Genomic DNA, 25,959 nt, shown 5'->3' with positions numbered 1-25,959 from the left:
GTTCCGGCTCACGGCCCGGGGGCACGACCTCAGGCCGGGCGACTTGCGCTGTTGCGGTTGGATTACCGCAGTCCTGCCCGTTCCGCCGCGCGGTCGATCGCGCCGATCACCGCCTCCTGCGCCACGTGCTGGGGCATATGGCCGATGCCGGGCAGGCGGGTGAGATGCGCGCTCTCCACATCCCGGGCCAGCGCCTCCGAATGGATTTGCAGCGACACGGTGTCATCGGCATCGCCATGCACGATCTCGATCGGCATGGTCAGGGCAGAGTAGCGGGGCGCCAGCGCGCGGAGCTCTTCGCGCAGATCGGTGCGTTGCTGGGCATTGGCGGTAAGGCTCTGCGGCCGGATCACCAGAGGCGCACCGATGTAGTCCGCGTAGCCTTCGGGTGCGGCATTGGGGGCAAAGACGCCCTCGATGGAGGTCTCGATATAGTCCTCGCTGACCCAGGCGCCGACCACCCGCGCCAGCAGGGGCCCGATCACGGGACGGGCCAGCAGCGCATAGAACCGGTCCAGTTCTCCGGGCCAGGGGTAGGTCGCGCCGGAGATGTCGACGACCGCCGCCACCTCATCCGGGTGCTCGACTGCCCAGGTCATCACCACGGCGCCGCCGAAACTCTGGCCCGCCAGCACGGGCCGGGTCACCCCAAGGGCCTGTGTCGCGCCCCGTAGCAGTGCCACCTGATCCGACAGCGTCACCCCACGCGCCGCCAGACGCGGCGTATAGCCAAGCCCCGGCCGGTCCAGAACCGTGACGCGGTAGCGGTCGGTCAGCCGGTCGACCAGGGAAAAGGTGAAATCCCGCGTATTGCCCGAGGCGCCATGGATCAGCACCAGATCGGGCCCGGACCCGCGCTGCACGTAATGCACCGGATGGCCGTCTACCTCGACAAAGGCGCCTTCGGGCGGAAAGTCAGCCCGCGCAGCCTTGGCCCGGACATGCAGCCGCCAGCCCGTGACCGCCGCAAAGACGGCGATCAGCAGCACCAGCGCCAGCAGGATCCTAAGTGCCAATAGCATCGATCTCGAACGGTGTGGTCTGATAGATCTCGTTGATCCAGTTGCCGTAGAGGAGATGGGCATGGCTGCGCCATCTGTTGACCGGTATCTTGGAGGGATCGTCATCGGGATAATAATTCCTCGGCACATTGATAGGTGTGCCTTCAGATACGTCCCGATCGTATTCCTGTTTCAGCGTGTCGCGATCATATTCGAAATGGTTGAAGACATAGACCGCCCGATGCGCCGGATCCTCGACCAGACAGGGGCCTGTCGTCTCGTCCCCCAGCAGCGTGATCAGCCCGTCCGCGCGGTCGATATCCTCCTGCCGGTTTTCGGTCCAGCGGGACACCGGCACGACGCAGACATCCGAAAACCCGCGCAGATAGGGCGAGGGCCGGGCAAGGTTCTTCTGCGGGTAACAGCCGAAAAGCTTCTCCGGCAGGATGATCTTGGGCACCCGGTGGAAATGATGGATCATCGCCATCCCGCCCCAGCAGACGCCAAAGGTCGAATGCACGTGGCTCTGGGTCCAGTCCATCACCTCCAGCATCTCGTCCCAATAGGTGACCTCCTCGAACTCCAGATGTTCGATGGGGGCGCCGGTGATGATGAGGCCGTCGAACTTCTCTCCGCTTTCCTTCACCTCGGCGAAGGAATGGTAGAAGTTCTCCATATGCTCGGCGGCGGTGTTCTTGGTCACATGTTCCGTCATCCGGATGAGCGAGAACTCGATCTGCAGCGGCGTCGCCCCGATCAGCCGGGCGAACTGGTTCTCCGTCTGGATCTTCTTGGGCATGAGGTTGAGCAGCGCGATGCGCAGCGGGCGGATGTCCTGACGCGATGCCTGATCCTCTGCCATGACCATGACACCCTCGCGCGTGAGCACGTCGAAGGCGGGCAGGTCGGAGGGGATCTTGATCGGCATGATTGGAACGGGTCCTTCGTCAGTTACAGGTAGGGTGAGATAGGAAGTGGATCAGCGCGCCGCCAGAGCGCGCGAGATCATGGCCGTGAAATCGTCTTCACTGCGGACCTCGGCCACCTGATCGGCGGTCACAGTCAGTCCGAACCGCGCCATCGCCTCATAGCGCGGCTGACGATGGGCCAAAGCCTTGGCATAGGTCCAGCGAATGAAAGTATCGGGATCGATATCGTCCTCGGCCTGACCGGTCTCGTCCCGGTAGTCTTCCCAGCATTTCAACAGAAACTCGGGCTGATAATACATAGGCTTGGGCGCGCGGTCAAAACGCCGGACCAACTCTGCCGTATGGTCTTCGCTCCCCTTGATCCAGACCATCAGCGCTACATCCGACAGCGCGTTCAGGATCGGATCCTCGTCATCCCAGGGGTCCACCACCTCGCAGATCGACCCGCCGCTGTCGCAGACGAAATGCGGATAGCCATAGAGCGACTGCGCCCGGTCGATGAACCGCTCCGTCTCCAGAAGCGCGGCCATCTCGGCCCCGCGATGCTGGGCCTGACGCAGGCAATAGAGATCGAAGGGCAGGCCGCCCTTGTCCGGATCGCCGGGTTTGCCCAGGTAGGTCGAGAGCGGCGCGAGGTTGTTGAAGGTGATATTGGAGCCGATATAGATCGAATCCGACCGCAGCAGGTCGCGCAGGAACGGCACCTTCATCGCATGCGCCTTGGCATTGTCGGCAATGACCTCGCCCATGTAGCGGGTGCCGATGCGGTAATCGATGGAATAGTGGAACCACTCGCCCGACTGGCGCAGGGCATTCGAGATATGGGTCTTGCCCAGTCCCGACATGCCAAACAGCACCACGCGCTTATGCGTGGCCTTTTCCCAGGCGTCAGGTGTTTCGTAGATCAGTCCCATGCGCTTTCCGCTACTCGGTCGCACCTAGCTAAGCGGCAGGGCAGGCGGGGTCAAACCTGAAATAATTAGCGCCGGCACCGCCCGGGCCGGGGGCGGTGCCGGAATGTCACGGCAGCGGTCAGAACGTATAGGCGATCTTCATGCCAAACGCGGTCACGCTGTTATTGTCAAAGCTCCCGCGGGCCGTTCCGGCCGTGGCCGGCTGCGCATCGCCCAGCCAGACCTTGCTGACCCCGGCGGAAAGCTCCACCCGCTCGTTGAACTTGTAGCTGGCTCCGACAGAGATCGACTTGCGCCCCGTGGACGGCGCCAGCGGGCTGACCAGAGGATCGCCTTCCTTTTCATACCCGAAAGAGATGGAGGCCGCGAAGGCCGGTGTGAATCTGCGCGCCACGCCCAGCGTATAGGTGGTGGTATCGTCCAGCGAGACCAGACCGCCACCTGTCAGCGCGCCAAAGGTGGCCGGCTGAATCTGAAAGGCCGAATGTTCCGCCCAGCGGACGGAGGCCATCAGGAGCGTATCGGGCGCGATCCCGGTCTGGAAATCCAGATTGACGCTCTGCGGCGTTTTCACCTCGGTCGAGGAGGTCACGCCCGGGGCGATGTTTTCGGTCGTGGAGAAATTATGCGTGATCGCGGAGTTATAGGTCAGCGCGATTCGCAGGGCGATATCCGGGATCTCATAGGCAGCGCCAAGGACATAGCCTGTCGCCCAGTCACTATCGAGCTGGACGTTATACCCCGTCAGCGCGCCATAGGCCGCGCCGTTCAGGGTAATCTCGCCCTCCGCCCGCTGTTGCCGGATGCCGCCAAAGACGCTGACCCTGTCGGTCAGCTTGTACCGCGCCAGCGCCGTCAGCGCCTGCGTTTCGGCCTGCGCGAGAGTGCCCCCAAGCACGGGGTTCAGCGGATCGTAGAGAACATCCGCCCCGAAAGGCGTGTCATAGATCAGCGCAAATGACAGTTTCTCTGTCGCATCGATCTTGATGGCAAAGCCCGGCAGTCCGTAATCCTTGGCGACATTTCCGATCGGCGTGACGGCCGTACCAGTGACCGAGGGCGAGACATGCGCGTAGCTCAGCTCGATCCGGTTGCCCTGCGCAAACAGGATTGACGAAGATTGCGTGGTGCGTTCAATGCCGCCGGCCTGGGCCATTCCAGCCAAACACAGCGCAGAGCCGGCAACCGCCGGCCACAGTTTCTGGTTCACGATCCTTACCTCCCGCGGATGTGATATGTCCCGCGGGTGAGTGTGAGTTCCGTCCGCGGTCTTGATGACGTGATAATTTGACTGCACGTCTGGGTTGCGTCAATCTGGTATCGCTCAATGACGTTGCGGCAGCCGGGCAGGCGGATGGTCTCTGGCAGGCGGGCCGGGCCCAGTCGGCTACGCGCCAGACCGGCGCAACCGCCGTACCAGGCGCCCGTCCAGAACGACCAGCCCGCTGGCAATGATGGCAAAACCTGCGAAATGGCGCGGCATCAGCTGTTCTCCCAGTACCAGATGCCCCAGCAGGATCGCCACGGGCACCAGCAGCAGGGTGACCAGCATCAGGTTGCCGCTGCCCGCCTTTGCGAGGATGGAGTAATACAGGATATAGGCCGCCGCCGTGGCAATCAGGCTGTAATATCCGATGGCGGCCCAGGTCCGCGGGGCCAGCATCAGCTCCGGCACGCCTTCGGTTGCCAGGGCCACCGGGATCATTACCAGAGTCGATCCGGTCAGCATCCCGGCAGAGGCCACCATCGGCGACAGCCCCGACAGCTTCGCGCGCCCGAAACTTCCGCCGCAGGCATAGCAGAAGGTCGCCGCCAGGACCGAGAGCTGCGCCACCGACCGGATGTCGAGCTGGCGCAGACTGTCGAGCCCCATCGCCACCGACACGCCCGCCACACCAAAGGCGACGCCCGCCGCCTTGCGCGCCGTCAGCTTTTCATCGGCAAAGACGATGGCCGCGACAACCACCCCGAAGACCGAGGTGAAACTGTTCAGGATTGCCGTCAGACCGCTTTCGATATGCAGCTGGCCCCAGGCGAGAAAGAAGAAGGGCAGGACATTGTTCAACACGCCCTGGATCAGAAAGGCACCCCAGATACGGGGCGCGCGCGGCACGCTCTGCCCGGTCGCCAGCACCACGATCCACAGCAGCACCATCGCCCAGAAACAGCGATGCATCACCACGGTGAACACGCCGATCTCGTCCAGCGCGATGCGGGTCGACAGGAAAGACCCGCCCCAGATCAAGGCAAGAAGGACAAGCTGCGCCCAGGCCGCGCCGGACATGGTTTTCTGTGGTGTCATTCCGACAGATAACGGCGCTGGGCCGGATCAGGCCAACCCGAAACCTGTGCATTTATGCACGGGTCTCCCCCCGGATATTCGCATAATTGGCCCCGAGGATGATCGCAGCCCCGATCAGCACAAACGGATCAAGCGGTTCGGCATAAAGCAGCAGCCCCAGAATGGCAGCCGCCGGCAACCGTATGAAATCCATCGGCGCCACCAGCGTGGCGGGCGCGATTGACAGCGCCGTGGTCACGCAGAAATGGGCCAGCAGCCCGGCAATGCCGACCAGGATGACCCAGGGCAGGGCCTCTGCGCTGGGCAGGGCGAAATCACCGTCGAACCCGCCGCAGATCGCCCCGAAGATCGCCTGCAGCACGGTCAGCCAGAACAGGATGCAGAGCGTCGCTGTATCGCGGGTCAGAAGCTTTGTCGTCATCACCGTGCAGGCAAACCCGACGGCACAGAGCGCGGCCGCAATCAGACCGGGCGTGACCGCCTGCGCGCCGGGCCGGGCAATCAGCAGGATGCCCGCAAATCCCGTCAGCGCCACCAGGGCCCGCCTGGCCGTCATCTTTTCCCCAAGAAACACGGGCGAGAGCACCAAAATCCAGAGCGGAGATGTGAACTCCAGCGCAAACACCTGTGCCAGAGGGATCACCGTAATCGCGAAGAACCAGAGGTTCTGGCCGGTGAAATGCGCGATATTCCGAAGGATATGCAGGCCCATCCGGTGCGTGGTCACCTTGCCCCAGGATTTTGTCAGCGTGATCACCAGACTTATGAGCACGATGCCCGTCAGGCTGCGGTAGGTCATGATCTCGAACGTGTCGAGGTTGGAAGAGACCGCGCGCCCCGCCACCGCCATCGACAGAAAGCTGACAATGGCCAGTGACATCCATCCCGCCGCCCGCAGGGTCGGGGGCGGCGTGATGGGCAGAGGGGAGGCCGGGGTCGTCATGGCGCATACTCTTCGCGGAATTGGCGCGACCCTAGCAGCGATGCCGGAGGTGTCCAGAGCGCGCAAATCGGCCTCTCTGACTTGACATATTCAGATATGTTAATGCAAATTCGACCTATCGGTCTGTGGAGGACAGGGCGGTGATTGGCGTATTGCCATGAAAAAATGGGAGGAATTGGGGTGACGTCACGAAGTTGTGTTCGCTTGACCCAGATCAAGGCCGTGGGGGCGTCAATTTGTAGCCTGCCGCCGGATGGATGCGCGACTTAAAACCATTCCAATTCTGAAGCGACGGTGTTAGCACCGCACCGCCTGCCCCCGGGTAGGTGAAGACCGAAGGAGGATCGCCCGTGACCTACGAGGCTCAGCTGGATCAGGCACTTGGACGTCTGCACGAAGAAGGCCGCTACCGGACCTTTATCGATATCGTGCGGCACAAGGGGCAGTTTCCCCATGCCACCCGGCGCAAGCCCGACGGGTCCGAACATCCGGTGACCGTCTGGTGCGGCAATGACTACCTTGGCATGGGCCAGCACCCGGTTGTGCTGGAAGCGATGCATGAGGCGATTGACGCTGTGGGCGCAGGCTCCGGCGGGACGCGCAACATCTCCGGCACCACGCTCTACCACAAGGCGCTGGAGGCGGAGCTGGCCGATCTGCATGGCAAGGAATCGGCGCTGCTCTTCACCTCTGCCTATATCGCCAATGATGCGACGCTTTCGACCCTGCCGAAACTCTTCCCCGGCCTGATCATCTATTCGGACGAGCTGAACCACGCCTCCATGATAGAAGGCGTGCGCCGCAATGGCGGGGCCAAGCGCGTCTTCCGTCACAATGATGTCGACCACCTGCGCGAGCTGCTGCAGGCCGACGATCCGGCCGCGCCGAAACTCATCGCCTTTGAGTCGGTCTATTCGATGGACGGCGATTTTGGCCCGATCGAGGCGATCTGCGATCTGGCCGACGAATTCGGCGCGCTGACCTATATCGACGAGGTCCACGCGGTCGGCATGTACGGCCCCCGCGGCGGCGGTGTCACCGAACGGGACCGTCTGGCGCACCGGATCGACATCATCAACGGCACGCTGGCCAAGGCCTATGGCGTGATGGGCGGCTATATCGCGGCCTCGGACAAGATGTGCGACGCCATCCGCTCCTATGCGCCGGGTTTCATCTTCACGACCTCGCTGCCGCCCGCCGTGGCGGCAGGGGCGGCGGCCTCGGTCAAGCATCTGAAAACCGATCAGGCCCTGCGCGATCTGCATCAGCAGCAGGCCAGCATCCTCAAGACCCGGTTCAAGGCGCTTGGCATGCCGCTGATCGACCATGGCAGCCATATCGTGCCGGTCATCGTCGGCAATCCGGTCCATACCAAGATGCTGTCGGACATGCTGCTCGACGATCATGGCATCTATGTCCAGCCGATCAACTTCCCGACCGTCCCCCGCGGGACGGAGCGTCTGCGGTTTACGCCGTCGCCGGTCCACGGACCCAAGGAAATCGATGCGCTGGTGCGGGCGATGGATGCGCTCTGGTCGCATTGCGCGCTCAACCGGCAGGAACTGGCCGGCTGAGCCCGTTCACCCGGACGTGGTTTTGATCACGGATTTTGTGACGTAACGTCTTTTGTCAAATCGCAAAGACCGCGAAGGGTTTTTCGGCGCAGTGACGCCTGTACCCCTTCGAAGAAAGCCTTTTTCTGGCAAATAGCTTGAATCGTGTTACGGTCCTATTAACAAAGAGCGCGACTCGAATCGGGGTGATAACGAGTCCGCACTAGTACAGTTCGAGCGGCGACGGGGCAGCTACATGATACGACGGAAGTCGAAACCAAAGCTGAATGCTGAGGATGCGCAGGTAAAAGGCTTCGACGATTTCGACGTGCGTCTGGGTGACCTGATGCGGGGCGAACGCGCGACGATGGGCAAGTCGCTGCTGGATGTTCAGCGCGAGCTGCGCATCAAGGCCGACTACATCTCTGCCATCGAAGACTGCAATCCCGACGTGTTTGAAACGCCCGGCTTTATTGCCGGTTACGTCCGGTCCTATGCCCGGTACCTGCATCTCGACCCCGATCAGGCCTTTGCTCAGTTCTGCTCTGAAAGCGGCTTCGCCACGGCGCATGGCATGTCGGAGGAAGCCTCCGGCAAGGCCAAACAGTCCAAACCTGTTGCCAAGGCAATTGCCAAGGACCCGCTGATCAGCACGGCCACGCCGTTCCTGCCGGAACGGGAATCTGTCTTTTCCCGGATCGAACCGGGTGCGCTTGGTTCGGTCGCGGTGCTGATCGCGCTGATTTCCGCGCTCGGCTATGGGGGCTGGTCGCTTCTGACCGAAGTGCAGCGGGTCCAGTTCGCCCCCGTTGATCAGGCGCCCGAAGTCCTGAGCGATCTCGATCCGATCCAGACCGCACCGGCCACGGCCGGATCGCCGGATCGCACCGCGCTGACCACCAATGTGACGCCGCCCTCCGAAGGGCTGGACCGTCTCTACCGCCCCGAGGCTCTGGACGTTCCGGTGCTGGTGGCCCGGGATGCGCCGATCTCGACGCTGAACCCGCGCGAAGTTGGCACCTTTGGCACCGAAGGCGGCAACGATCCGATGCTGAACGGCACGGCCGAGGATCGGGCCGTCGCCATGGCGCTGAACACGGTGGAGGAAGAGCATCCGGTCACCGCCGGCACTCCTCAGGTGACGGAAAACGTCGGCCCGGGCGTCACGCTGGTTGCCGTCCGCCCCGCCTGGGTGCGGGTCAGCGCCGCCGACGGCACCGTAGTCTTTGAGAAGATCCTCGACGCCGGTGAGGAATATCAGGTGCCGCTGACGGAAGAGCCGCCGACGCTGCGCGCCGGTATGGCAGGCTCTCTCTATGCCTCCGTGAACGGAGAGCTGCGCGGCCCGCTGGGCCCCGGAACCTCCACCATCCGCAATCTGGCACTGACCAATGATGCGATGACGCGCGACTATGCCGTGGCCGACCTGTCGGCCGATCCGGTCGCGAAAGAGGTCATGCTGGCCAAGGCCCGGCAGCTGGAAGTTCCGACGGAATAATCCCGCCGACAGGATCACGCTTCTGACAGATTGACGGCTCCGTTCATCGGGGCCGTTGCTCATTGGGGCAGGGCGCGCTATCCCGTGCCTGTCACCGACCGGAGGCCGCATCATGACCCATAACCCCGTCCGTCCCTGGCGCAATATCGACCGCCGCAAGAGCCGGCAGATCATGGTCGGCAATGTCCCCGTGGGCGGCGATGCCCCGATCTCCGTCCAGACGATGACCAATACCGACAGCTCCGACGTGGCAGCCACGGTCGCACAGATCCAGCGCGCCGCCGAGGCGGGCGCCGATATCGTCCGCGTCTCCACCCCCGATCAGGCTGCCACAAAGGCACTGAAGGAGATCACGCGCGAAAGCCCGGTTCCGATCGTCGCCGATATCCATTTCCACTACAAACGCGCCATCGAGGCGGCGGAGGCGGGCGCCGCCTGCCTGCGGATCAACCCTGGCAATATCGGCGACGAAAAGCGCGTGGCAGAGGTGATCCGCGCCGCCAAGGACCACGGCTGTTCCATCCGCATCGGCGTCAACGCCGGGTCGCTGGAAAAGCACCTGCTGGAGAAATATGGCGAACCCTGTCCCGATGCGATGGTGGAGAGCGGGCTGGACCATATCCGTATCCTGCAGGACCACGATTTCCACGAATTCAAGATCTCCGTAAAGGCCTCCGACGTCTTCATGGCCGCCGCCGCCTATCAGCAGCTGGCAGAGGCCACGGATGCCCCCATCCACCTTGGCATCACGGAGGCCGGCGGGCTGATGTCCGGCACGATCAAATCGGCCATCGGTCTGGGCAATTTGTTGTGGATGGGTATCGGAGACACGCTCAGGGTCTCCCTTTCCGCCGATCCGGTTGAAGAAGTGAAAGTGGGCTTCGAGATCCTGAAGTCGCTGGGCCTGCGTCACCGGGGCGTCAACATCATCTCCTGCCCCTCCTGCGCGCGGCAGGGCTTCGACGTCATCAAGACGGTGGAGGTGCTGGAGAAACGGCTGGAACACATCAAGACGCCGATGTCCCTGTCGATCATCGGCTGTGTGGTCAACGGGCCGGGCGAGGCGCTGATGACCGACGTCGGTTTCACCGGCGGCGGGGCAGGGTCCGGCATGGTCTATATGGCAGGCGCGCAGAGCCACAAGATGTCCAACGACCAGATGGTCGATCACATCGTGGAGCTGGTGGAGAAACGCGCGGCAGAGATCGACGCGGAAACGGCACCCCAGGCGGCGGAATAATCTGCGGCAGAGATGGGGTAGACGCCCGTCCTGCGCAACCCGCCCGTAGGATGGGGTGTCGCCCCATCTTACCTCCTGGCCAAAGACGCGCGTTACTTCAGGTATTTCTCCAGCACCACGCGCGGCATGGCCCCGCGCAGCATCAGCCCCGGCAACACGTAGCTGGGCGCGGTATCCAGCTCCAGCGTCCGGAACATCGCCGCCTCCTGTCCCGGCTCGGGGCGCAGCATGCGGTCACTGGGCCAGCCCCCCTCCCTCAGCGCCGCCTCCAGCGCCTCAGGCGTCTCCGCCGCCAGCAGGGTCCGATGCGCCGCGGCATAGGCCTCTCCCCCCTGATGGGCGAGGAGCGACAGAAGCACCTGCGCCGCTCCGCTGTCCTCGGCGAAGCGCGGCTCCACTCGGATGTCGGGATAGGCGGCCACCAGCGCCTCCAGATCGGCCCAGGCGGCACCACAGCCCGCGCAGGGGAAGCTCTCGAAAAACACGATGGTCAGACGTGGCTCTGCCGCGCCGATCCCCCGCGCAGAGGGCTGAAACAAAGCCTCCGCGGCCTCCAGCCGGTCCAGATCGGCGTCGCGCGCGGCCTCGAACTCAGTGGCAGGCGGCGGGTTCAGCGCCTGCTCCACCACTTCCGGCGCGGACAGCACGGCCGCCCGCACCTCCTGACCGAAGGCGACACGCTCGCGATCGGTCAGCTCCAACCCCTCCGCCGAGGCGGGCGCGGTCAGCAACAGCAGCAGGGCCGAGGAGCGGATCACCCTTCGCGTTCTTCCGATACGATCTGTTCCATCACGTCGAGCGGCACATAGCCCCGGACCATCTGGGTGTCGAAGACGAAAGTCGGGGTGCCGTTGACTTTCAGCTTCTTCGCCAGCTCATGCGTCTTGCGGATTTCCGCGTCGACCTCGGGCGCATCAAGCTGCGCCAGGATCGGCGCCGGATCGATGTCGAGATCTTCGGCCAGCCGCGTCAGGGCCGGCAGATCGGTCGCGCCCTTGTAGGCCATCAGTGCATCATGCAACTGCTCATAAACCGCATCCCCGGACGCCTGCCGGGCCGCCACCGCAAAGCGGGAGCTGTCGAGAGAGGCCTGACCGAGGATCGGGAATTCCTTCACGATAAAGCGGATGTTGCCGTCGGCCTCGACCAGCTTCTTGACCTCTTCAAAGGCTTTCCGGCAATAGCCACAGCGATAATCGAGGAACTCGACAACCGTGACATCGCCCTCCGGGTTGCCGCCGACCCAGGAGAATCCGTCGTCAAAAATCGCGTCGGCATATTGCCGGACAAGGCTGTCGTCGGCGGCCACCTGCTGCTGCTGATTGCGCTCTTCCAGAACCTGGATCGCCTCCATGATGACCTCGGGATGTTCCATCAGATAGGCGCGGACCTCGGTGTGGAAGGCCTCCCGTTCGGCATCGCTCATGGCGCTGACATCAAAGGCCAGCGCCGGGAGGGCGAACAATCCGGCGGCAAGGGCCAGCGGGGCGGCGAAAAGGGCGGATCGGGTCATCAGAAGGCTCCGGTCATAGGGTCAGTTTCTTTCATTTACGGCATTCAACACATCTTGGGCACGGCGCCAACCCGGCGAACCGTTTGGCAGCAGCCCGGCGGCGCGTTCGGCCAGCACCCGCGCTTCGCGCGTGCGCCCGCGCATCGCATGCCCTTCGGCCGTCACGACCGAGGCCATGCCGGTATTCCCCTGTTTGGCATAGGCGGTTCCCAGATCGCGCAGCGCCATGCCATTGCGCCAGTCATCGCGCGTCGCGCGTTCCAGAACGCTGACCGCAGATTTGAAATTCTGTGCCCCGCCAAGCGCCACCAGAGACCGGCCATAGCTGGCCTGGATCAGCGCATTGCCCGGCGCCCGCTTGGCCGCTGCGGCATAGACCTGCGCGGCGGCCGCGAAGTTGCGGCTTTCCATCAGGATCTGGCCGCGCAGATCGTCGTAATAGGGATCGTTTGCCCGGATCGCCCGGGCCCGGTCCAGCGCCGCCAGCGCCTTCTGGGTCTGGTTCAGCCGGTGATGCGCCACAGCCTCGCGCATGGCGCGGACATCCGGCGCGCTTTCTTTCGCGCGCTGGAATGTCCATTTCGGATTGCGGGTAAAGGCCGAGAGCTTGCCCTTGGCCCGGTCGAACCAATACTCGGCCGCCGGATCGGGCTTCACCGGCTTGCCATAGCTTACCGCCAGCGCCTTGAGATTGCGCAGCCGGTCGCGCGATAACGGATGGGACCGCGCATAAATATCCTGACGCCGGGCGGGCAGGGCTTCCTGACCCGAAAACAGCTCCATCACGCTGACGGCGCCCTGCGTATCGACCCCGGCCGCCGCCATGAACCGTATGCCCGACTGATCGGCCGAGCTTTCTTCGGCCCGGGTATGGCCAAAGAACACCCGCTGCGCCGATCCGGCCACGCCAAGCGCCACACCGCCCGCAGCCGCGCCCTGACCCGTGGCGGCCCCGGCCGCAACAGACAGCGCGGCGCCCAGCAGCATCACATTGCGCGTGGCTGCCATATTGGCGTAACGCCGCGCGATATGGCCGTTGGCGATATGCGCGGCCTCATGGGCGATCACGGATTGCAGCTCTGCCGCGCGCTCCAGCCGCAGGATCATACCGCTGTGAATATAGATCGCCGTCGGGTCCAGCACGAAGGCATTCATATTCCGATCGTCGACCACATAGATGCCAACCCGCGACGGGCTGAGCCCCGCAGCCCGGAGGATCGGGGCGGCAAGCTGACCGAGCGAAAATTCGATATCGGCATCACGAATGAGCGACGCGGCCTGACCGGGTCGTGGCGTAAAATTCAGCAGCCCCAGAATAATAAGGGCAAAGAGAAGGGGGCGCGCGGTTGACCTCACGCGGTGTCTCCGTTTGAAAAGGCACCGTCACTGTCGGAGAACCACATGCCAGTTTCAACCCGGGGCGACGTTGATGCCTTTATTGTGATGGATGTCATGGGAATGGCGGCCGAAGCAGAGGCACAGGGGCGCAACGTGATCCATATGGAAGTCGGCCAGCCCGGCTCTTGCGCCCCAGAACGTGCCCGAGACCGCGTCAGACAGACCCTCGACGAAGATCCGATGGGATATACGCTCACGCTGGGTCTGCCCGAATTGCGGGACCGCATCGCAGCGCTCTACCAGTCATGGTACGGCGTGGATGTCGATCCCGAGCGGATCATCGTGACCTCCGGCTCCTCCGCCGCCTTTGTCCTCAGCTTTGCGGCCCTCTTTGAGGCTGGCCAGACCGTTGGTATCGCCAGCCCCGGCTATCCGTCCTACCGCCAGATCCTCAAGGCGCAGAACCTGCAGGCCGATCTGATCCAGACCGAGGCGCAGGATGGCTATCAGCTGCGTCCGGATCATATCACTGACCGCGATCTCGACGGTGTGATGGTTGCATCCCCTGCCAATCCGACCGGCACCATGCTGGACCGCGACGCGCTCGGCGCGCTGACCGCAGCGGCCAAGGACGCCGATACGGCCTTTATTTCTGACGAGATCTACCACGGGCTCCATTACGACAAACGGGCCGTGACGGCGCTGGAAGTGACGGACGATGCCTTTGTCATCAACTCCTTCTCCAAGTATTTTTCGATGACCGGATGGCGCGTCGGCTGGATGGTGGTGCCGCCGGACTGGCTGCGCCCGGTCGAAAAACTGGCGCAGCATCTGTTTATCTGCGCCCCGCATGCCAGCCAGGTGGCGGCCCTTGGTGCGCTGGACTCGATGGACGAACTGGAAGCCAACCGCCGCACCTATGCCCGCAACCGCCAGATTTTGGTGGACGGGCTGGAGGCCGCCGGCATCACCCGGTTCGCGCCGCCCGACGGCGGTTTCTACGTCTATGCCGATGTCAGCCATCTGGGAGAGGACAGCCTGACCCTCGCCAAGGATTTCCTGGCCGAGGAAGCCGTGGCCGTCACGCCGGGACATGATTTTGACCCGCGCCGCGGCGCGGGGACCTGGCGCTTTTCCTATGCCGGGCCGACGCCGGACATGCACGAAGGCATGCGCAGGCTCGCGCGGTTCACACAGCGCAGACTGTCGACTTGATCACTGGCCTTTGGGTGCTGGTGACGGCGACGCGGGGCAGGGGATATTGTGGGATTTCCGGGCGGACCGGCTGAACCGCCCGGCCCGCCCGGCTTATCACTGGAACGCTTCGTCGAAACGCAGAAGCCTCTGATGGAACTTGGGCAGATCCTCCTGCGGCAAAAGCCCGGCATGCTTTGCCGTCCAGCGGATCGCGTCCCGATTATTATTCAGATATTCGTAAACGGTCCGGCCGACCCGTCGGGTCCGTACGGATTCACGCGCCGATCTGGCGGAGTATCCTTCCAGAAAATGCCCGTCCATCGTCGGATAGCGCGACAGGAACTGATAAGAACAGGTGATCGACCCGCGTCTGGAGGCGATATTTGCGACCCCTTCCTCCTGTTGCAGGAAGACGCCACGAAATTCCCGGTCCGGCCCTTTTGTCGACAGGCCTTGTTGTTCCATCGCCTCTTTCGCCTCGTATCCCCGCAGGAAGGTAAAGCCTGACTCCCGGAAGATGAGCATCAGCCCGAGAACGGCCTGACTATCGTCAACGAAAGACCGCCGCGAGAACCTGTAAAGGCCGGAAGGCACCATCTCTTCAGGCACATCGGTGGAATTCCGCCCAAGAAAATCCCGGATAACCGGGTGGCTGAGCATATCGTTGCCATTATCTGGCACGCTCTCGACGGGCTCTAGCAGGATACGGGCGTCCTTGCCAAAAAAGGTGCATATGCGGTGCAGGACGTCCGGCCGGGGGAAACTTTCTCCGCTGAGGTATCTGTTGAACTGTGTGCGGTTGATGCCGAGCTCCCGGCACAGACCCGCGATCGAGGGGTATTGAGAGCTCATCTGTCGGAGGTTGGATCCGAAGATGTTTCTTAATTCTGCTGGGTCAGGTGAGGGCTGACTCCGCTTCTTGGCAGATTGTGACAAGTGCACTGTCTCCGCATTTTTTCTTGTTGTAGATATAACATGACGCTAACTAGCACCTAAAAATCCCCGTTTGACGTTATTAAGCGTCAGTGTTTTTCTATATAGCGACATTCAAAATAAAACGCGACACAAAATTCGTGGCGTCGATACAGCTTTGGGAATTCTCTGGTGCAGTTTGCTTATTCAGAGTGATCCTGTGGATTAATTGCGGGAGAAGCCGATGCTGGGCGTCGTCCTTTGGAGCAGCGCAGAGAGCCGAAAGGCCGTCATCTGGTGCGAAGACCAGGGTGATCTTGCGTATCTCGACATCCGAACCACTGTTGAGGCGCCCTGTGCCGGCGACCTGGTTCGTATGGAGATTCAAGAAGGTAGCGGTGTCAGGCAGGTCGGCCAATGCGAGCTGATCGCCCAACAGCATGCGCCTGAGCTTGGCGCCGTTCTGACACAGTCAGGCGGTCGCAGATCCGGGGCCGCGACGGGGTCCGGTCGCGACACTTGTATAATTCCTTTTCCGGCGTCAGCGTCCAAACGGGCACCTGCCGGAGAGTCATCTGACCAGCGACCTCTCGCAGCCCAGTGTTAATGACGTTGCGACACCCAAAACAATAGCCAAGCAAAACGGCAGATTGTCGCCGCACCTGGCCGAATGTCAGGCTTCGATACCGCGCGCCAGCGCGGCGACGCCCGTTCTCGCCATTTCCAGCAGACCCAGAGGGCGCATCAAATCGGCAAAAGCGTCGATTTTCTCGGGCGCGCCGGTGATCTCGAAAACAAAGCTGTCCAATGTGCTGTCGACAACATTGGCGCGGAAGATATCCGCAAGCCGCAGCGCCTCCACCCGCTTGTCGCCTGCACCCTTGACCTTGATCAGCGCCAGTTCACGCTCGACCGAGGGGCCTTCCACCGTCAGATCATGCACTTCATGCACCGGGATGATGCGGCCCAGTTGCGCCTTGATCTGTTCGATCACCTGCGGCGTGCCACGGGTGACGATGGTGATGCGGCTCAGATGCCCCAGATGATCCACTTCGGCGACAGTCAGGCTGTCGATGTTATAGCCCCGGCCTGAGAACAACCCGATGACGCGGGCCAGAACCCCCGCCTCGTTGTCGACCAGCACCGCAAGGGTGTGGGTTTCCACCACGTCCGAGAAGGTGGGACGTAGATCATAGGCCGAATGCTTGGTCGAGCCCTTCTTGAGTTGCAGAGCGTTCATATCCGTTTCCTCCCTGCTTACACCAGCGCCGCGCCGGCACCCTGGATCGCGCCCTCGGTCGTGGCCTCGCCCAGCAGCATCTTATTGTGCGGCTCGCCCGACGGGATCATCGGGAAGCAGTTTTCATGTTTCTCAACCAGGCAATCGAAGATCACCGGCCCGTCGTAATTGATCATTTCCATGATCGCATCGTCGAGGTCCTTCGGATCCTTGCACTGGATCCCCTTGGCGCCAAAGGCTTCTGCCAGTTTCACAAAATCGGGCAGGGCTTCGGACCAGGAATGCGAATAGCGTTCGCCATGCAGCAGCTGCTGCCACTGGCGCACCATGCCAAGCCGTTCGTTGTTCAGGATGAACTGCTTGACCGGCAGGCGGAATTGCACCGCCGTGCCCATCTCCTGCATGTTCATCAGCCAGGAGGCCTCGCCGGCCACGTTCACCACCAGCGCATCGCGATGCGCCATCTGCACACCGATGGAGGCCGGGAAGCCGTAGCCCATGGTGCCAAGCCCGCCGGAGGTCATCCAGCGGTTCGGCTCTTCAAACGTCAGGAACTGCGCCGCCCACATCTGGTGCTGGCCGACCTCGGTCGTGAAATAGCGGTCGCGCCCCTTGGTCAACGCCTCCAGCCGCTGCAGCGCATATTGCGGCTTGATGACCGTATCAGAGCCCTTGTATTTCAGGCAGTCCACGGCCTTCCACTGGTCGATCTTCTTCCACCATTTCGCCAGCGCCTCGCGGTCCATCTTGCGGCCGCGGGCCTTCCAGACCTTCAGCATGTCCTCCAGCACATGCGCGACATCGCCGACGATCGGGATATCCACCCGGATCACCTTGTTGATCGAAGACGGATCAATATCGATATGCGCCTTGCGGGAATTCGGGCTGAACGCGTCGATGCGGCCGGTGATCCGGTCGTCGAACCGCGCCCCGATATTGATCATCAGGTCGCAGTCATGCATCGCCATATTGGCCTCGTAGAGGCCGTGCATGCCGAGCATCCCCAGCCACCCCTTGCCGGAGGCCGGATAGGCGCCCAGCCCCATCAGGGTGGAAGTCACCGGCGCGCCGGTTGCATCCACCAGCTCCCGCAGCAATTGGGACGCGGCGGGGCCGGAGTTGATGACGCCGCCGCCGGTGTAAAAGACCGGGCGCTTGGCGACTTCCAGCGCCTCCACCAGCTCCGTGATCGCCTCCATGTCGCCCTTCAGCTGCGGCTGGTAGCGCTGCTGCACCTGCTTGGACGGCGGCATATAGGTCGCCGTGGCGAACTGCACATCCTTCGGAATGTCGATCAGCACCGGGCCGGGCCGGCCGGAGGTGGCGACGTGAAACGCCTCATGCATCGTGGCGGGCAGGTTCGCAGTATCCTTCACCAGCCAGTTATGCTTGGTGCAGGGGCGGGTGATGCCAACTGTATCGGCCTCCTGGAAAGCGTCAGACCCGATCAGGAAGGTCGGCACCTGACCCGTCAGTACGACAATCGGGATCGAGTCGAGCAGCGCATCCGCCAGACCCGTCACCGCATTGGTCGCCCCGGGGCCGGAGGTCACCAGCACAACGCCCGGCTTGCCGGTCGAGCGCGCGTAACCCTCCGCCGCATGTACCGCGCCCTGTTCGTGGCGGACCAGAATATGCTGGATGTCGTTCTGCTGGAAAATCTCGTCATAGATCGGAAGGACCGCGCCGCCCGGATATCCGAATACCGTGTCCACACCCTGATCTCTCAGCGCCTGAACCACCATCTGCGCACCGCTCATCTGACGTGCCATATGTTCTCTCCGCTCTGCGACGCCCTTCCGGGCCATGCTCAACCAACAAAAAAAGCCCCCGGGATTTTCCGGGGGCGCATGGGGTCCTGATCAGGTTCCGGTGTTTACCGGCCCATGCGCCAATCTCCTACGATTACGATTAGTGCGATCATCGACATCACCCGAGGGTCCTTTGTTGCTGGGGGGAGGATTAGGGGCTTGGTGCAGTAAGGTCAACCGCAAATGTCGACGAAAAATGTCGCGTCATGATAAAAATCTTTTCGAAAGTTGCGTCTATCGCGAAAAACTATTCCAGATTCGTCAACAGATGGCCTGTGCGCGTGTTTGGCCGGGCGACGGCGCGTGTTCTGGGGCCGAACGCGCCTGGTGAGTCTGCCAATCACTTGTGGATAAGGGCGGAGGGGCAGGGCGATGCTGTTGTATACAGGCATCACGCTGCCCTGCAGCAATGGCGCTGCGGCAATGGTTGACAGGATCCATTGCGTGACACCCGCATGTAAGTCGCTGCGTAACTTGGCAAAAAAAATGTTGCACGACGGATGCTTATATGTAGGTTGACCCCACTAAAATCGTCGGCGTTTGCGTTAACATTTGGGGATCGCGCTCCGGCTGGATTGATCTGTTGGGAGGAAACAAATGGATCGTCGTTCTTTTCTGAAGGCCTCCGCCATGGGCGGCACGGCTGCCGCCGCCACCTCGCTCGCCGCTCCGGCGATTGCGCAGGGCGGTACCACGCTGACCATGGTCACCACCTGGCCGCGCGGCCTGGCTGGGGTCTGGGATTCGGTGGAGCGTTTCACCAATAACGTCAACGAGATGTCGGGCGGCTCGCTCACCATCGACCCGAAGGGCGCGGGCGAGCTTGTCGGCGCGCTGGAGGTGTTTGATGCCGTGACCTCCGGTCAGGCCGACATGTACCACGGGGCCGATTACTACTTCACCGGTCAGCACCCGGCGCTGGCCTATTTCACCACCGTGCCCTTCGGCATGACCGCGCCCGAAATGATGGTGTGGTACTATGCCAACGGCGGCATGGCGCTGCATCACGAGCTGGGCGAGGTCTTTGGCCTGAAGTCCTTCATCGCCGGCCAGACCGGCGCGCAGGGTGGCGGCTGGTTCCGCAAGCCGATTGAATCCGCTGACGATTTCAAAGGCCTGAAGTTCCGTATGCCGGGCCTCGGCGGTCAGACCGTGGCGGCCATGGGCGCCTCCGTTCAGACCATTCCGGCCGGCGAAATCTACCAGGCCCTGTCCACCGGCGCGCTGGATGCGACCGAATGGATCGGCCCCTGGTCGGATGAAAAGCTGGGCCTGCAGGAGGTCTGCGACTACTACTACCCCGCGGGTTTCCACGAGCCGGGCGCGGCGCTGTCCGTCGCCTGCAACCTCGAGATCTTCGACGGCCTGTCGCCGGAGCATCAGAAGATCATCGAAGTCGCCGCCGCCGATGCGCATCAGCACAACTACGCGGTGTTCATGGCCAACAACGGCCCGGCCCTGCAGCGCCTGAAGGATGGCGGCACGCAGATCATGAGCTTCTCCGACGATGTTTGGGATGCCTATGCCACCGCCGCCAAGGGCGTTCTCGACGGCTTCATGGATGACGAGCTCTTCGCCAAGATCCGCGAATCCGCCGAGAAGTCGATGAACGCAACCGCCGGCTGGGCCTCGCTGTCCGACTCCGCCTATGTGGCGCAGCGTACGCGGACCTTCGGCGTGTAATCGACGCGAAAAAACGTTGAAACCTGACGGTGCGCGCGGTAACCCGCGCGCACCTTACGTTCGGGGGGATGGGGAATGCTGAACGGTCTGATCTGGCTCTTCACGGAAATGGGCCTCGGATTCTACAATATCGCTTACGCCGTGACCCACCCGGGCCTCTGGCTGAACTGGGCCGACAAGGAAAGCCTGATCCGCTTCGTCTATTACGGCGGATCGAAAGAGCTGTTCTTTGCCTTCCTCGATATCTTCCTCGTGTTCACCGTTCTGGGCCTGATCTTCCGGCAATTCATGTGGGGCGTGGTCCGCACGCTTGAAACGATTGCCAATTTCGTCGGCCGCACCGCAGCCTGGGCGGGCCTGATCATGGTTGGCCAGCAGATCATCGTGATCTTCCTGCAGTCGATCTTCCGGCTGGGCGAGATCTCGATTTCTCCGCTGGGCCTGGGCTTCACCTATTCCATGACCTGGTATTCCGAAGGCATGAAGCTCTGGAATGCCATCGTGGTGGCGCTCTGCGTCGCTTACGCCTTTGTCCAGGGCGCGCATGTCCGGGTCGACCTGATCTACGCGCCGCTCAGCCATCGCGGGAAAAAGCTCGTCGATATGTTCGGCGCGCTCTTCTTCATGATCCCCGTGGCGACGCTGATGTGGATGTATTCCTGGTTCTTCCTGTGGCGCCATCTGATCACGCCCAAGGTCTCCGCCTCCGACAAGCTGGAGCTGATGCTGCGCAAGGCCAAGATCGTGAAATGGAACGTGGAGACGGTGAGTTTCAGCCCGGACGGGTTCAACGCCTATTTCCTCTTCAAGATCCTGATCCTCAGCTTCATCGCGCTGGTTTTCCTGCAGGCGGTGTCCTTCTTCTACCGCTCCTTCCTGGAGTTCGTGGAAGGCGAGGAGAGCAATAACAAGTACCTCGACCGCGATACGCTGGGCGAGGGTGAAGAAGCCTTTGAAGGCACGCATTAAGGTAGGGGCAGGGACATGCTTTTTGGTCTGGATGGCGTCGAGATTGGCCTCATCATCGTTTTCCTCAGCCTGTTTGCGGGGATCCTTTCGGGTTTTCCGGTAGCTTTCGCCATTCCCGGCGCCGGGCTCATCTCCTTTGCGGTCATCGCCTGGCTCGACAGTCAGGGGCTGCTGATCCATCAGGCCATCGACAGCTCGTCCCAGGCCTTCCGCGATCTGGTGAATTCGGGCGTAAAGCCTGACACGATCTCGCATTTCCGATACCCGGACCTGCCGACGCTGGCCCAGCCGATCTTTGATCGCGGCTGGGAAACGGCGATGGACCGCAACATCTCCTTCATCGTGAACCGGATGAACGAGCGGGTCTTTGCAGGCCAGTCCATCGACACGCTGCTGGCCGTGCTGATGTTCGTTCTCATGGGCATCACGCTGGAACGCTCCAAAATCGCCAATGACCTGCTGACCACCATGGCGCGGGTCTTCGGGCCGCTGCCGGGCGGTCTGGCCGTGTCGGTTGTGGTCGTGGGCGCCTTCCTTGCCGCCTCCACCGGGATCGTCGGTGCGACCGTGGTTACCATGGGCCTGCTGTCGCTGCCCACTATGCTGCGCAACGGCTATTCGCCAGAGCTGTCAACGGGCGTCATCGCCGCGTCGGGCACGCTGGGGCAGATCATCCCGCCCTCGATCGTGATCGTTCTGCTGGGCACGCTGGCGGGCGATCTCTATTCCGCCGCGCAGGAGACACGCGCCCAGACCTACGGCTGTACCGACGCGCTGACCTACCTTGGCCGTCCCGCCGTTGTCTCTGTCGGCACGCTCTTTCAGGCGGCGCTGCTGCCGGGCATCCTGCTGGCCGTGCTCTATGGCGCCTATGCCTTCGGCTATGCCATGTTCAACCCGTCCAAGGCCCCGGCCGTGCATATCGAGGAGTCGGACGGAGAGGTCATCACCCGCCGCGAGGGCCTGACCTGGTTCGTCATTATGCCCATCGTCATCATCGGCGGCCTCTTCGTCGCGACGGAGATGCGGCTCATCGGATCGCAGGACCTGACGGTGTCGAACTACAGCCAGGTCGACCGGATCGATGCGCTGCGCACCAATGTCTCCGACGACTGCAAGGCGGCGATGATCGACCTGCACGGGCAGGCCCGCTGGGACAGCTCTGTCGCCGCGCGCCAGTCCGCCGCCGACAGCGGCAATACCGAGGTCTCCCGCGAGCTGACCGAGGAGGAAATCCAGCAGGCTGTTGCCAACAAGGCAGCCAGTGCGGCGCCCGTCGGCTCCGGCGTGGCGACGCTCTTTGGCCTCGTCCTGCTGACGCTGGCGATTGCACGGGGGGTGAAGCCCTCCGCCCCGGCCGGCCCGCTCTGGGTCGGGGTGATCGGCGTGGCGCTGGCCTTCATGCTCGATACCGTCTTTATTACGCCGTTCACGTCTGGCGGCACGACGGTGCTGATCCTGCTGATCCCGCTGGCGATCTGCCTGTGGTCGCTGAGACATGCCGCCGCGCGTATGGCCGAGAATGACCTGATCCGCGTCGTCTTCCCGCCGCTGGTGCTGATCATCGCCGTGCTGGGGTCGATCCTGGGCGGCATCACCAACCCGACGCCCGCCGCGGCACTTGGGGCCGGTGGCGCGATCATGCTCGCCGCCTATCGCAAGCTGAAGGACGAGGGCAATTCCGGCCAGATCATCATCTGGGCCACGCTGGCGCTGGCCGCGCTGATCCTGATCGGCATGAACTTCGACCTGCGGATGAACCAGGAGGTCGTGACGGTTGAAAACCGCATCGGCTTCCTCGTGGCCGCCGCGGCCTACATGGTTGCGGGCATCGGCATGATCTACGGCTGTATCGTTCTGTTCCGGAATGGTGTTCTTCAGCCCATCGTGCGCGAGACGGCCAAGGTCACCTCCATGGTCTTCACCATCCTGATCGGGTCGCAGCTTTTGAACCTCGTGGTGATCTCCTTCGGGGGGGAGCACTACATCCAGCAGTTCCTGCGCAGCTTCGACAATGAGTTCACGGTCTTCCTGCTGGTGATGCTGGTGCTCTTCGTGCTGGGCTTCGTTCTGGATTTCCTTGAGATCATCTACATCGTTGTCCCCATCGTCGGCCCTGTGATTTACGGCGGCTCCTTCGACCCGAAATGGGTGACGATCATGATCGCGGTGAACCTTCAGACGTCTTTCCTGACCCCGCCCTTCGGCTTTGCGCTCTTCTACCTGCGCGGCGTGGCGCCGGCCTCGGTGACAACGGGGCATATCTACCGTGGGATCATTCCCTTCGTGCTGATCCAGGTGGTGGGGCTTGGCTTGCTCTGGTTCGTGCCGGGAATCGTGACGATCGTGCCGGACCTGATCGGCAAGTGATCTGACCATCATCGAATGCGAAAAGGCCCGGAGCGATCCGGGCCTTTTTCATGTCGGTCTCGTCGTCGTGCCGGCCCGGAATCAAGGCCCGCAGGGCCGCCGGGCAGCGCCCGACCGCCCCCCGGGCGGGCGCTTCGTCACCGATAGAGCGCGCTCAGAAGGGCAGGCTACCACGAGAGGATAAAATGCGGACCACACAAGGCAGCGGCGCCAGCCCGCGGTCGGGCGCTGCCCTCTGTCGCGCCTCAGGCACAGAAAAACGGCCCGGGGGCAGGCCCGGGCCGCTTCCATCCTGACAGCGGGATCAGTTGACGATCTGCACAACCTGACGGGTCTGCGCATCGACGATCACAGGCTGCTCTTCGACATAAACGTAGGAATACTGCGTCTCCGGCACCGGCGTCAGCACGACATCCTCGGGCACGAGGTAGCCGACCACCACGTCACCATCGACGATGACAGGCTTGACCGGGTTCGTCTCGACATAGGTGACGACCTTTTCTTCCGGAGTCAGCTTGTTGCCGGCCGTGGCACCAACAGCAGCACCGACCACGGCCCCGACCGGCCCGCCGATCATGGCACCGGCGGCAGCTCCGCCTACGGCACCGGCCTGGGCATTGCCCGCCTTCGTCTCAGTGTTGTCCTTGGTGTAAACCTGAACCTCGGTCTCGGCATAGGCGGCAGAGGCCAGAACGGCGGAACCCGCAACAGCGGCGATAGCAATTTTCTTGAACATGATGTGTCCTTTCTTCTTTCGCGGCGCGGGGTCCCGCACCGTCAGCTGAGAAAACAACACCGTGAAATGAAAAGAGGTCCGTCAGCTGTGCTCAGGGTCGGCGGATGGCCTCCTGAAACCTGTAACAAACTGAAATAATGCAAAGCGCCTGATCCGCGGCCGCCGCGCCGTGATCCGGCCCCGATCGCCGGGGTCAGCGCGGCGAGCGAAGGTCCGGCAGAGAGATATTGGCCACCTGTTCGGCAATCGGGTCGGTCTTCAGCGGATGCCGTTCGGAATCGTACTCCTCAGGATCGCGCATCGGCTGCCAGGCGCCGCCCACATAAAGCTCCACCCCGGAGAATTTCGCCTTGTAGCCCATCTTTGGCGATCCCGGCACCCAGTATCCCAGATAGACATAAGGAAGCCCCGCCTCGCGCGCGATCGCCACATGGTCGAGGATCATATAAGTCCCGAGGCTGTCCGCCGGCCGGGTCGGGTCGTAAAACGAATAGACCATCGACAACCCGTCATCGAGAACGTCGGTCAGCGCCACCGCCCGGAGGCCCGCCACATCATCCGCATATTCGATGACCCGCGACCGGATCGGCGTTTCCTCGATCATCGCGGCAAATTCGAAAACGTCCATATCCGCCATGCCGCCATCGGCATGGCGCGCATCCAGATAGGTGCGGAACAGCTCGTATTGTTCCTCTGTCGCCCAGGGCGAGGTTGCCTTGCGTCCCAGCCCCCGGTTGCGGCGCAGTGTCTTCTGCTGGCTTTTGGTGGGCTTGAACCGCGACACGTCGATGCGGGCCGACAGGCAGGCCGCGCAATCGGCGCAGGACGGGCGGTACAGAACGTTCTGGGAGCGCCGGAACCCCTGTTTGGACAGGGTGTCGTTCAGCGCTTCCGATCCCGCGCCGCTCAGGGAGGTGAACAACTTCCTCTCCATCCGGCCCTCGAGGTAAGGGCAGGGCTGTGGCGCCGTCACATAGAATTGCGGCGACAGAGGAAGAGAATGACGCATGGATGTCGGGCAGCAGACAGGTTTTCAGCCACGATACAGATGCGGTGCCACTTGTCAAAGGTTGGCTGGCCGCGTTCTTCCTGAGGTTGCGATCCGCCGGCGGAGGCGCCCCCTGAGGGCGCGTTTTGTTCCTAAAGTGTAAACAAAACCCCTCTGCGGAGCGCTGGCCTTGGCCGGAAATGATCAGGAAATTGAACAAAAGGTCCCATTTCCGGGCGACGGGCGACCATATTGTCGCCAGTCCGCGGCCAATCAGTCACGCTGATTTGACGCAGGCGCGTCAGACCCTGGCGGATTTGTTCAGCGCCACCGTGCCCAGAAGGTTATCTGTCAGCCCCTGGGCGCGCGCGCCGGTCAGCATCAGCACAATGGAAATCACCTGCAGCACCGGAAAGGCGAGTGAGATGCTGTAGCCCATGGTATGCAGAAAGGCCGTTCCGCTATCGAACCGCTGGCCATATTGATCGCGCAGTTCTATCGAAAACAGCCGCATGCCCAGTGTCGCGGACCCGCCTGCCAGGGTGAGCCAGCGATAGCCGAAGCCCACGCAGAGCCAGAGCACCGGCAAAAAGAACAGCCCGACAAACGCGGTAAACGGCAGGGCCAGCACAACGGCGATCGCGGTAAGAAGCGCATCGACCACCCAGGCCAGCAGGCGCTTCATCGGCACGTCGGCATAAAATTCCGGTTGTGTGGCCGGATCGGGCAGGGCCCAGTCGGTGGCGTACATCGGGGTCTCCGTCAGGTGACTTCGTTCAAATGGGAATTGTGCGAAGGAGGGCCGGTTACGGCCCCCCGGGT

General features: G+C 62.6%; 23 protein-coding genes. 7 read left to right on the top strand and 16 right to left on the bottom strand.

The features are described 5' to 3' along the window. Nucleotides 1-62: 62 nt before the first annotated feature. The 6 genes from ACRARG_RS01680 to ACRARG_RS01655 form a co-directional block, all read right to left on the bottom strand. The gene (locus ACRARG_RS01680) at nucleotides 63-1,022 is read right to left on the bottom strand and encodes an alpha/beta fold hydrolase (RefSeq protein ID WP_432688241.1); all 960 of its coding nucleotides are present in this window, start codon (nucleotides 1,020-1,022) and stop codon (nucleotides 63-65) included. After that, nucleotides 1,006-1,929: a homoserine O-succinyltransferase gene (locus ACRARG_RS01675; RefSeq protein ID WP_432688240.1), complete on the bottom strand. Its 924-nt coding sequence runs from the start codon at nucleotides 1,927-1,929 to the stop codon at nucleotides 1,006-1,008. The genes ACRARG_RS01680 and ACRARG_RS01675 overlap by 17 nt, the downstream gene beginning before the upstream one ends. A 51-nt stretch (nucleotides 1,930-1,980) precedes the next feature. Continuing rightward, the gene (locus ACRARG_RS01670; RefSeq protein WP_432691298.1) at nucleotides 1,981-2,838 is read right to left on the bottom strand and encodes an ATPase; all 858 of its coding nucleotides are present in this window, start codon (nucleotides 2,836-2,838) and stop codon (nucleotides 1,981-1,983) included. Between the two features lie 124 nt (nucleotides 2,839-2,962). Beyond that, entirely contained in the window at nucleotides 2,963-4,054 is a 1,092-nt protein-coding gene (locus tag ACRARG_RS01665) for an OmpP1/FadL family transporter (RefSeq protein ID WP_432688239.1), read from the bottom strand. Nucleotides 4,055-4,231: 177 nt separating this feature from the next. Then, nucleotides 4,232-5,146: a DMT family transporter gene (locus tag ACRARG_RS01660; RefSeq protein ID WP_432688238.1), complete on the bottom strand. Its 915-nt coding sequence runs from the start codon at nucleotides 5,144-5,146 to the stop codon at nucleotides 4,232-4,234. Nucleotides 5,147-5,198: 52 nt separating this feature from the next. Next, complete coding sequence (locus ACRARG_RS01655) at nucleotides 5,199-6,089, bottom strand: DMT family transporter (protein ID WP_432688237.1); 891 nt, start codon at nucleotides 6,087-6,089, stop codon at nucleotides 5,199-5,201. A gap of 350 nt (nucleotides 6,090-6,439) precedes the next feature. On the opposite strand from ACRARG_RS01655, the gene hemA reads away from it, so the two are divergent. The 3 genes from hemA (at nucleotide 6,440) to ispG (ending at nucleotide 10,380) form a co-directional block, all read left to right on the top strand. Then, entirely contained in the window at nucleotides 6,440-7,663 is a 1,224-nt protein-coding gene (gene hemA, locus ACRARG_RS01650; RefSeq protein ID WP_432688236.1) for a 5-aminolevulinate synthase, read from the top strand. Nucleotides 7,664-7,898: 235 nt separating this feature from the next. Further along, nucleotides 7,899-9,140, top strand: coding sequence for a helix-turn-helix domain-containing protein (locus ACRARG_RS01645; RefSeq protein ID WP_432688235.1), 1,242 nt, complete (start codon nucleotides 7,899-7,901; stop codon nucleotides 9,138-9,140). Between the two features lie 112 nt (nucleotides 9,141-9,252). Then, nucleotides 9,253-10,380 (top strand): flavodoxin-dependent (E)-4-hydroxy-3-methylbut-2-enyl-diphosphate synthase, encoded by a 1,128-nt coding sequence (ispG, locus tag ACRARG_RS01640; RefSeq protein WP_432688234.1) that lies wholly within the window; start codon nucleotides 9,253-9,255, stop codon nucleotides 10,378-10,380. 92 nt (nucleotides 10,381-10,472) lie between these two features. On the opposite strand, the gene ACRARG_RS01635 is transcribed toward ispG, so the two are convergent. Genes ACRARG_RS01635 through ACRARG_RS01625 form a run of 3 tightly spaced genes read right to left on the bottom strand, consistent with a single transcriptional unit; the run spans nucleotide 10,473 to nucleotide 13,249 of the window. After that, nucleotides 10,473-11,138 (bottom strand): thioredoxin domain-containing protein, encoded by a 666-nt coding sequence (locus ACRARG_RS01635; RefSeq protein ID WP_432688233.1) that lies wholly within the window; start codon nucleotides 11,136-11,138, stop codon nucleotides 10,473-10,475. Continuing rightward, entirely contained in the window at nucleotides 11,135-11,893 is a 759-nt protein-coding gene (locus ACRARG_RS01630; protein ID WP_432688232.1) for a DsbA family protein, read from the bottom strand. The genes ACRARG_RS01635 and ACRARG_RS01630 overlap by 4 nt, the downstream gene beginning before the upstream one ends. Before the next feature lie 21 nt (nucleotides 11,894-11,914). Next, nucleotides 11,915-13,249, bottom strand: coding sequence for a M48 family metalloprotease (locus tag ACRARG_RS01625; RefSeq protein WP_432688231.1), 1,335 nt, complete (start codon nucleotides 13,247-13,249; stop codon nucleotides 11,915-11,917). 45 nt (nucleotides 13,250-13,294) lie between these two features. On the opposite strand from ACRARG_RS01625, the gene ACRARG_RS01620 reads away from it, so the two are divergent. Next, nucleotides 13,295-14,446, top strand: coding sequence for a pyridoxal phosphate-dependent aminotransferase (locus tag ACRARG_RS01620; protein ID WP_432688230.1), 1,152 nt, complete (start codon nucleotides 13,295-13,297; stop codon nucleotides 14,444-14,446). A 96-nt stretch (nucleotides 14,447-14,542) separates the two neighbouring features. Here ACRARG_RS01620 and ACRARG_RS01615 read toward each other — a convergent pair whose 3' ends face one another. The 4 genes from ACRARG_RS01615 to ACRARG_RS01600 all read right to left on the bottom strand — a co-directional run bounded on the left by ACRARG_RS01615 (nucleotide 14,543) and on the right by ACRARG_RS01600 (nucleotide 18,352). Further along, on the bottom strand, nucleotides 14,543-15,280 hold the full coding sequence (locus tag ACRARG_RS01615; RefSeq protein WP_432688229.1) for a helix-turn-helix domain-containing protein: 738 nt from the start codon (nucleotides 15,278-15,280) through the stop codon (nucleotides 14,543-14,545). Between the two features lie 181 nt (nucleotides 15,281-15,461). Beyond that, entirely contained in the window at nucleotides 15,462-15,776 is a 315-nt protein-coding gene (locus tag ACRARG_RS01610) for a hypothetical protein (protein WP_432688228.1), read from the bottom strand. A 237-nt stretch (nucleotides 15,777-16,013) separates the two neighbouring features. Then, a complete protein-coding gene (gene ilvN / locus ACRARG_RS01605) occupies nucleotides 16,014-16,580 on the bottom strand; it encodes an acetolactate synthase small subunit (protein ID WP_432688227.1) in 567 nt (188 codons plus the stop codon). Nucleotides 16,581-16,597: 17 nt separating this feature from the next. Next, nucleotides 16,598-18,352, bottom strand: a complete 1,755-nt coding sequence (locus ACRARG_RS01600; protein ID WP_432688226.1) for an acetolactate synthase 3 large subunit — start codon at nucleotides 18,350-18,352, stop codon at nucleotides 16,598-16,600. 636 nt (nucleotides 18,353-18,988) lie between these two features. Between ACRARG_RS01600 and ACRARG_RS01595 the strand changes: the two genes are divergently transcribed. The 3 genes from ACRARG_RS01595 to ACRARG_RS01585 all read left to right on the top strand — a co-directional run bounded on the left by ACRARG_RS01595 (nucleotide 18,989) and on the right by ACRARG_RS01585 (nucleotide 23,413). After that, nucleotides 18,989-20,074, top strand: a complete 1,086-nt coding sequence (locus ACRARG_RS01595) for a TRAP transporter substrate-binding protein (protein WP_432688225.1) — start codon at nucleotides 18,989-18,991, stop codon at nucleotides 20,072-20,074. Nucleotides 20,075-20,149: 75 nt separating this feature from the next. Next, a complete protein-coding gene (locus ACRARG_RS01590; protein WP_432688224.1) occupies nucleotides 20,150-21,043 on the top strand; it encodes a TRAP transporter small permease subunit in 894 nt (297 codons plus the stop codon). Nucleotides 21,044-21,058: 15 nt separating this feature from the next. Beyond that, nucleotides 21,059-23,413, top strand: a complete 2,355-nt coding sequence (locus tag ACRARG_RS01585) for a TRAP transporter large permease (protein ID WP_432688223.1) — start codon at nucleotides 21,059-21,061, stop codon at nucleotides 23,411-23,413. 304 nt (nucleotides 23,414-23,717) lie between these two features. On the opposite strand, the gene ACRARG_RS01580 is transcribed toward ACRARG_RS01585, so the two are convergent. The 3 genes from ACRARG_RS01580 to ACRARG_RS01570 all read right to left on the bottom strand — a co-directional run bounded on the left by ACRARG_RS01580 (nucleotide 23,718) and on the right by ACRARG_RS01570 (nucleotide 25,888). Further along, nucleotides 23,718-24,149 carry a DUF1236 domain-containing protein gene (locus tag ACRARG_RS01580; protein ID WP_432688222.1) on the bottom strand — a complete coding sequence of 144 codons (432 nt, stop codon included), beginning with the start codon at nucleotides 24,147-24,149 and terminating at the stop codon, nucleotides 23,718-23,720. A gap of 193 nt (nucleotides 24,150-24,342) precedes the next feature. Then, nucleotides 24,343-25,158 (bottom strand): arginyltransferase, encoded by an 816-nt coding sequence (locus ACRARG_RS01575; RefSeq protein ID WP_432688221.1) that lies wholly within the window; start codon nucleotides 25,156-25,158, stop codon nucleotides 24,343-24,345. 280 nt (nucleotides 25,159-25,438) lie between these two features. Continuing rightward, nucleotides 25,439-25,888 (bottom strand): RDD family protein, encoded by a 450-nt coding sequence (locus ACRARG_RS01570; protein WP_432688220.1) that lies wholly within the window; start codon nucleotides 25,886-25,888, stop codon nucleotides 25,439-25,441. Between the last annotated feature and the right edge of the window lie 71 nt (nucleotides 25,889-25,959).

The organism is Pseudooceanicola profundi (genome assembly GCF_050897955.1).
Taxonomy (GTDB): Bacteria; Pseudomonadota; Alphaproteobacteria; order Rhodobacterales; family Rhodobacteraceae; genus Pseudooceanicola.
Note: the sequence above shows the minus strand (reverse complement) of the source record. Positions and strands in the feature narration are given on the sequence as shown.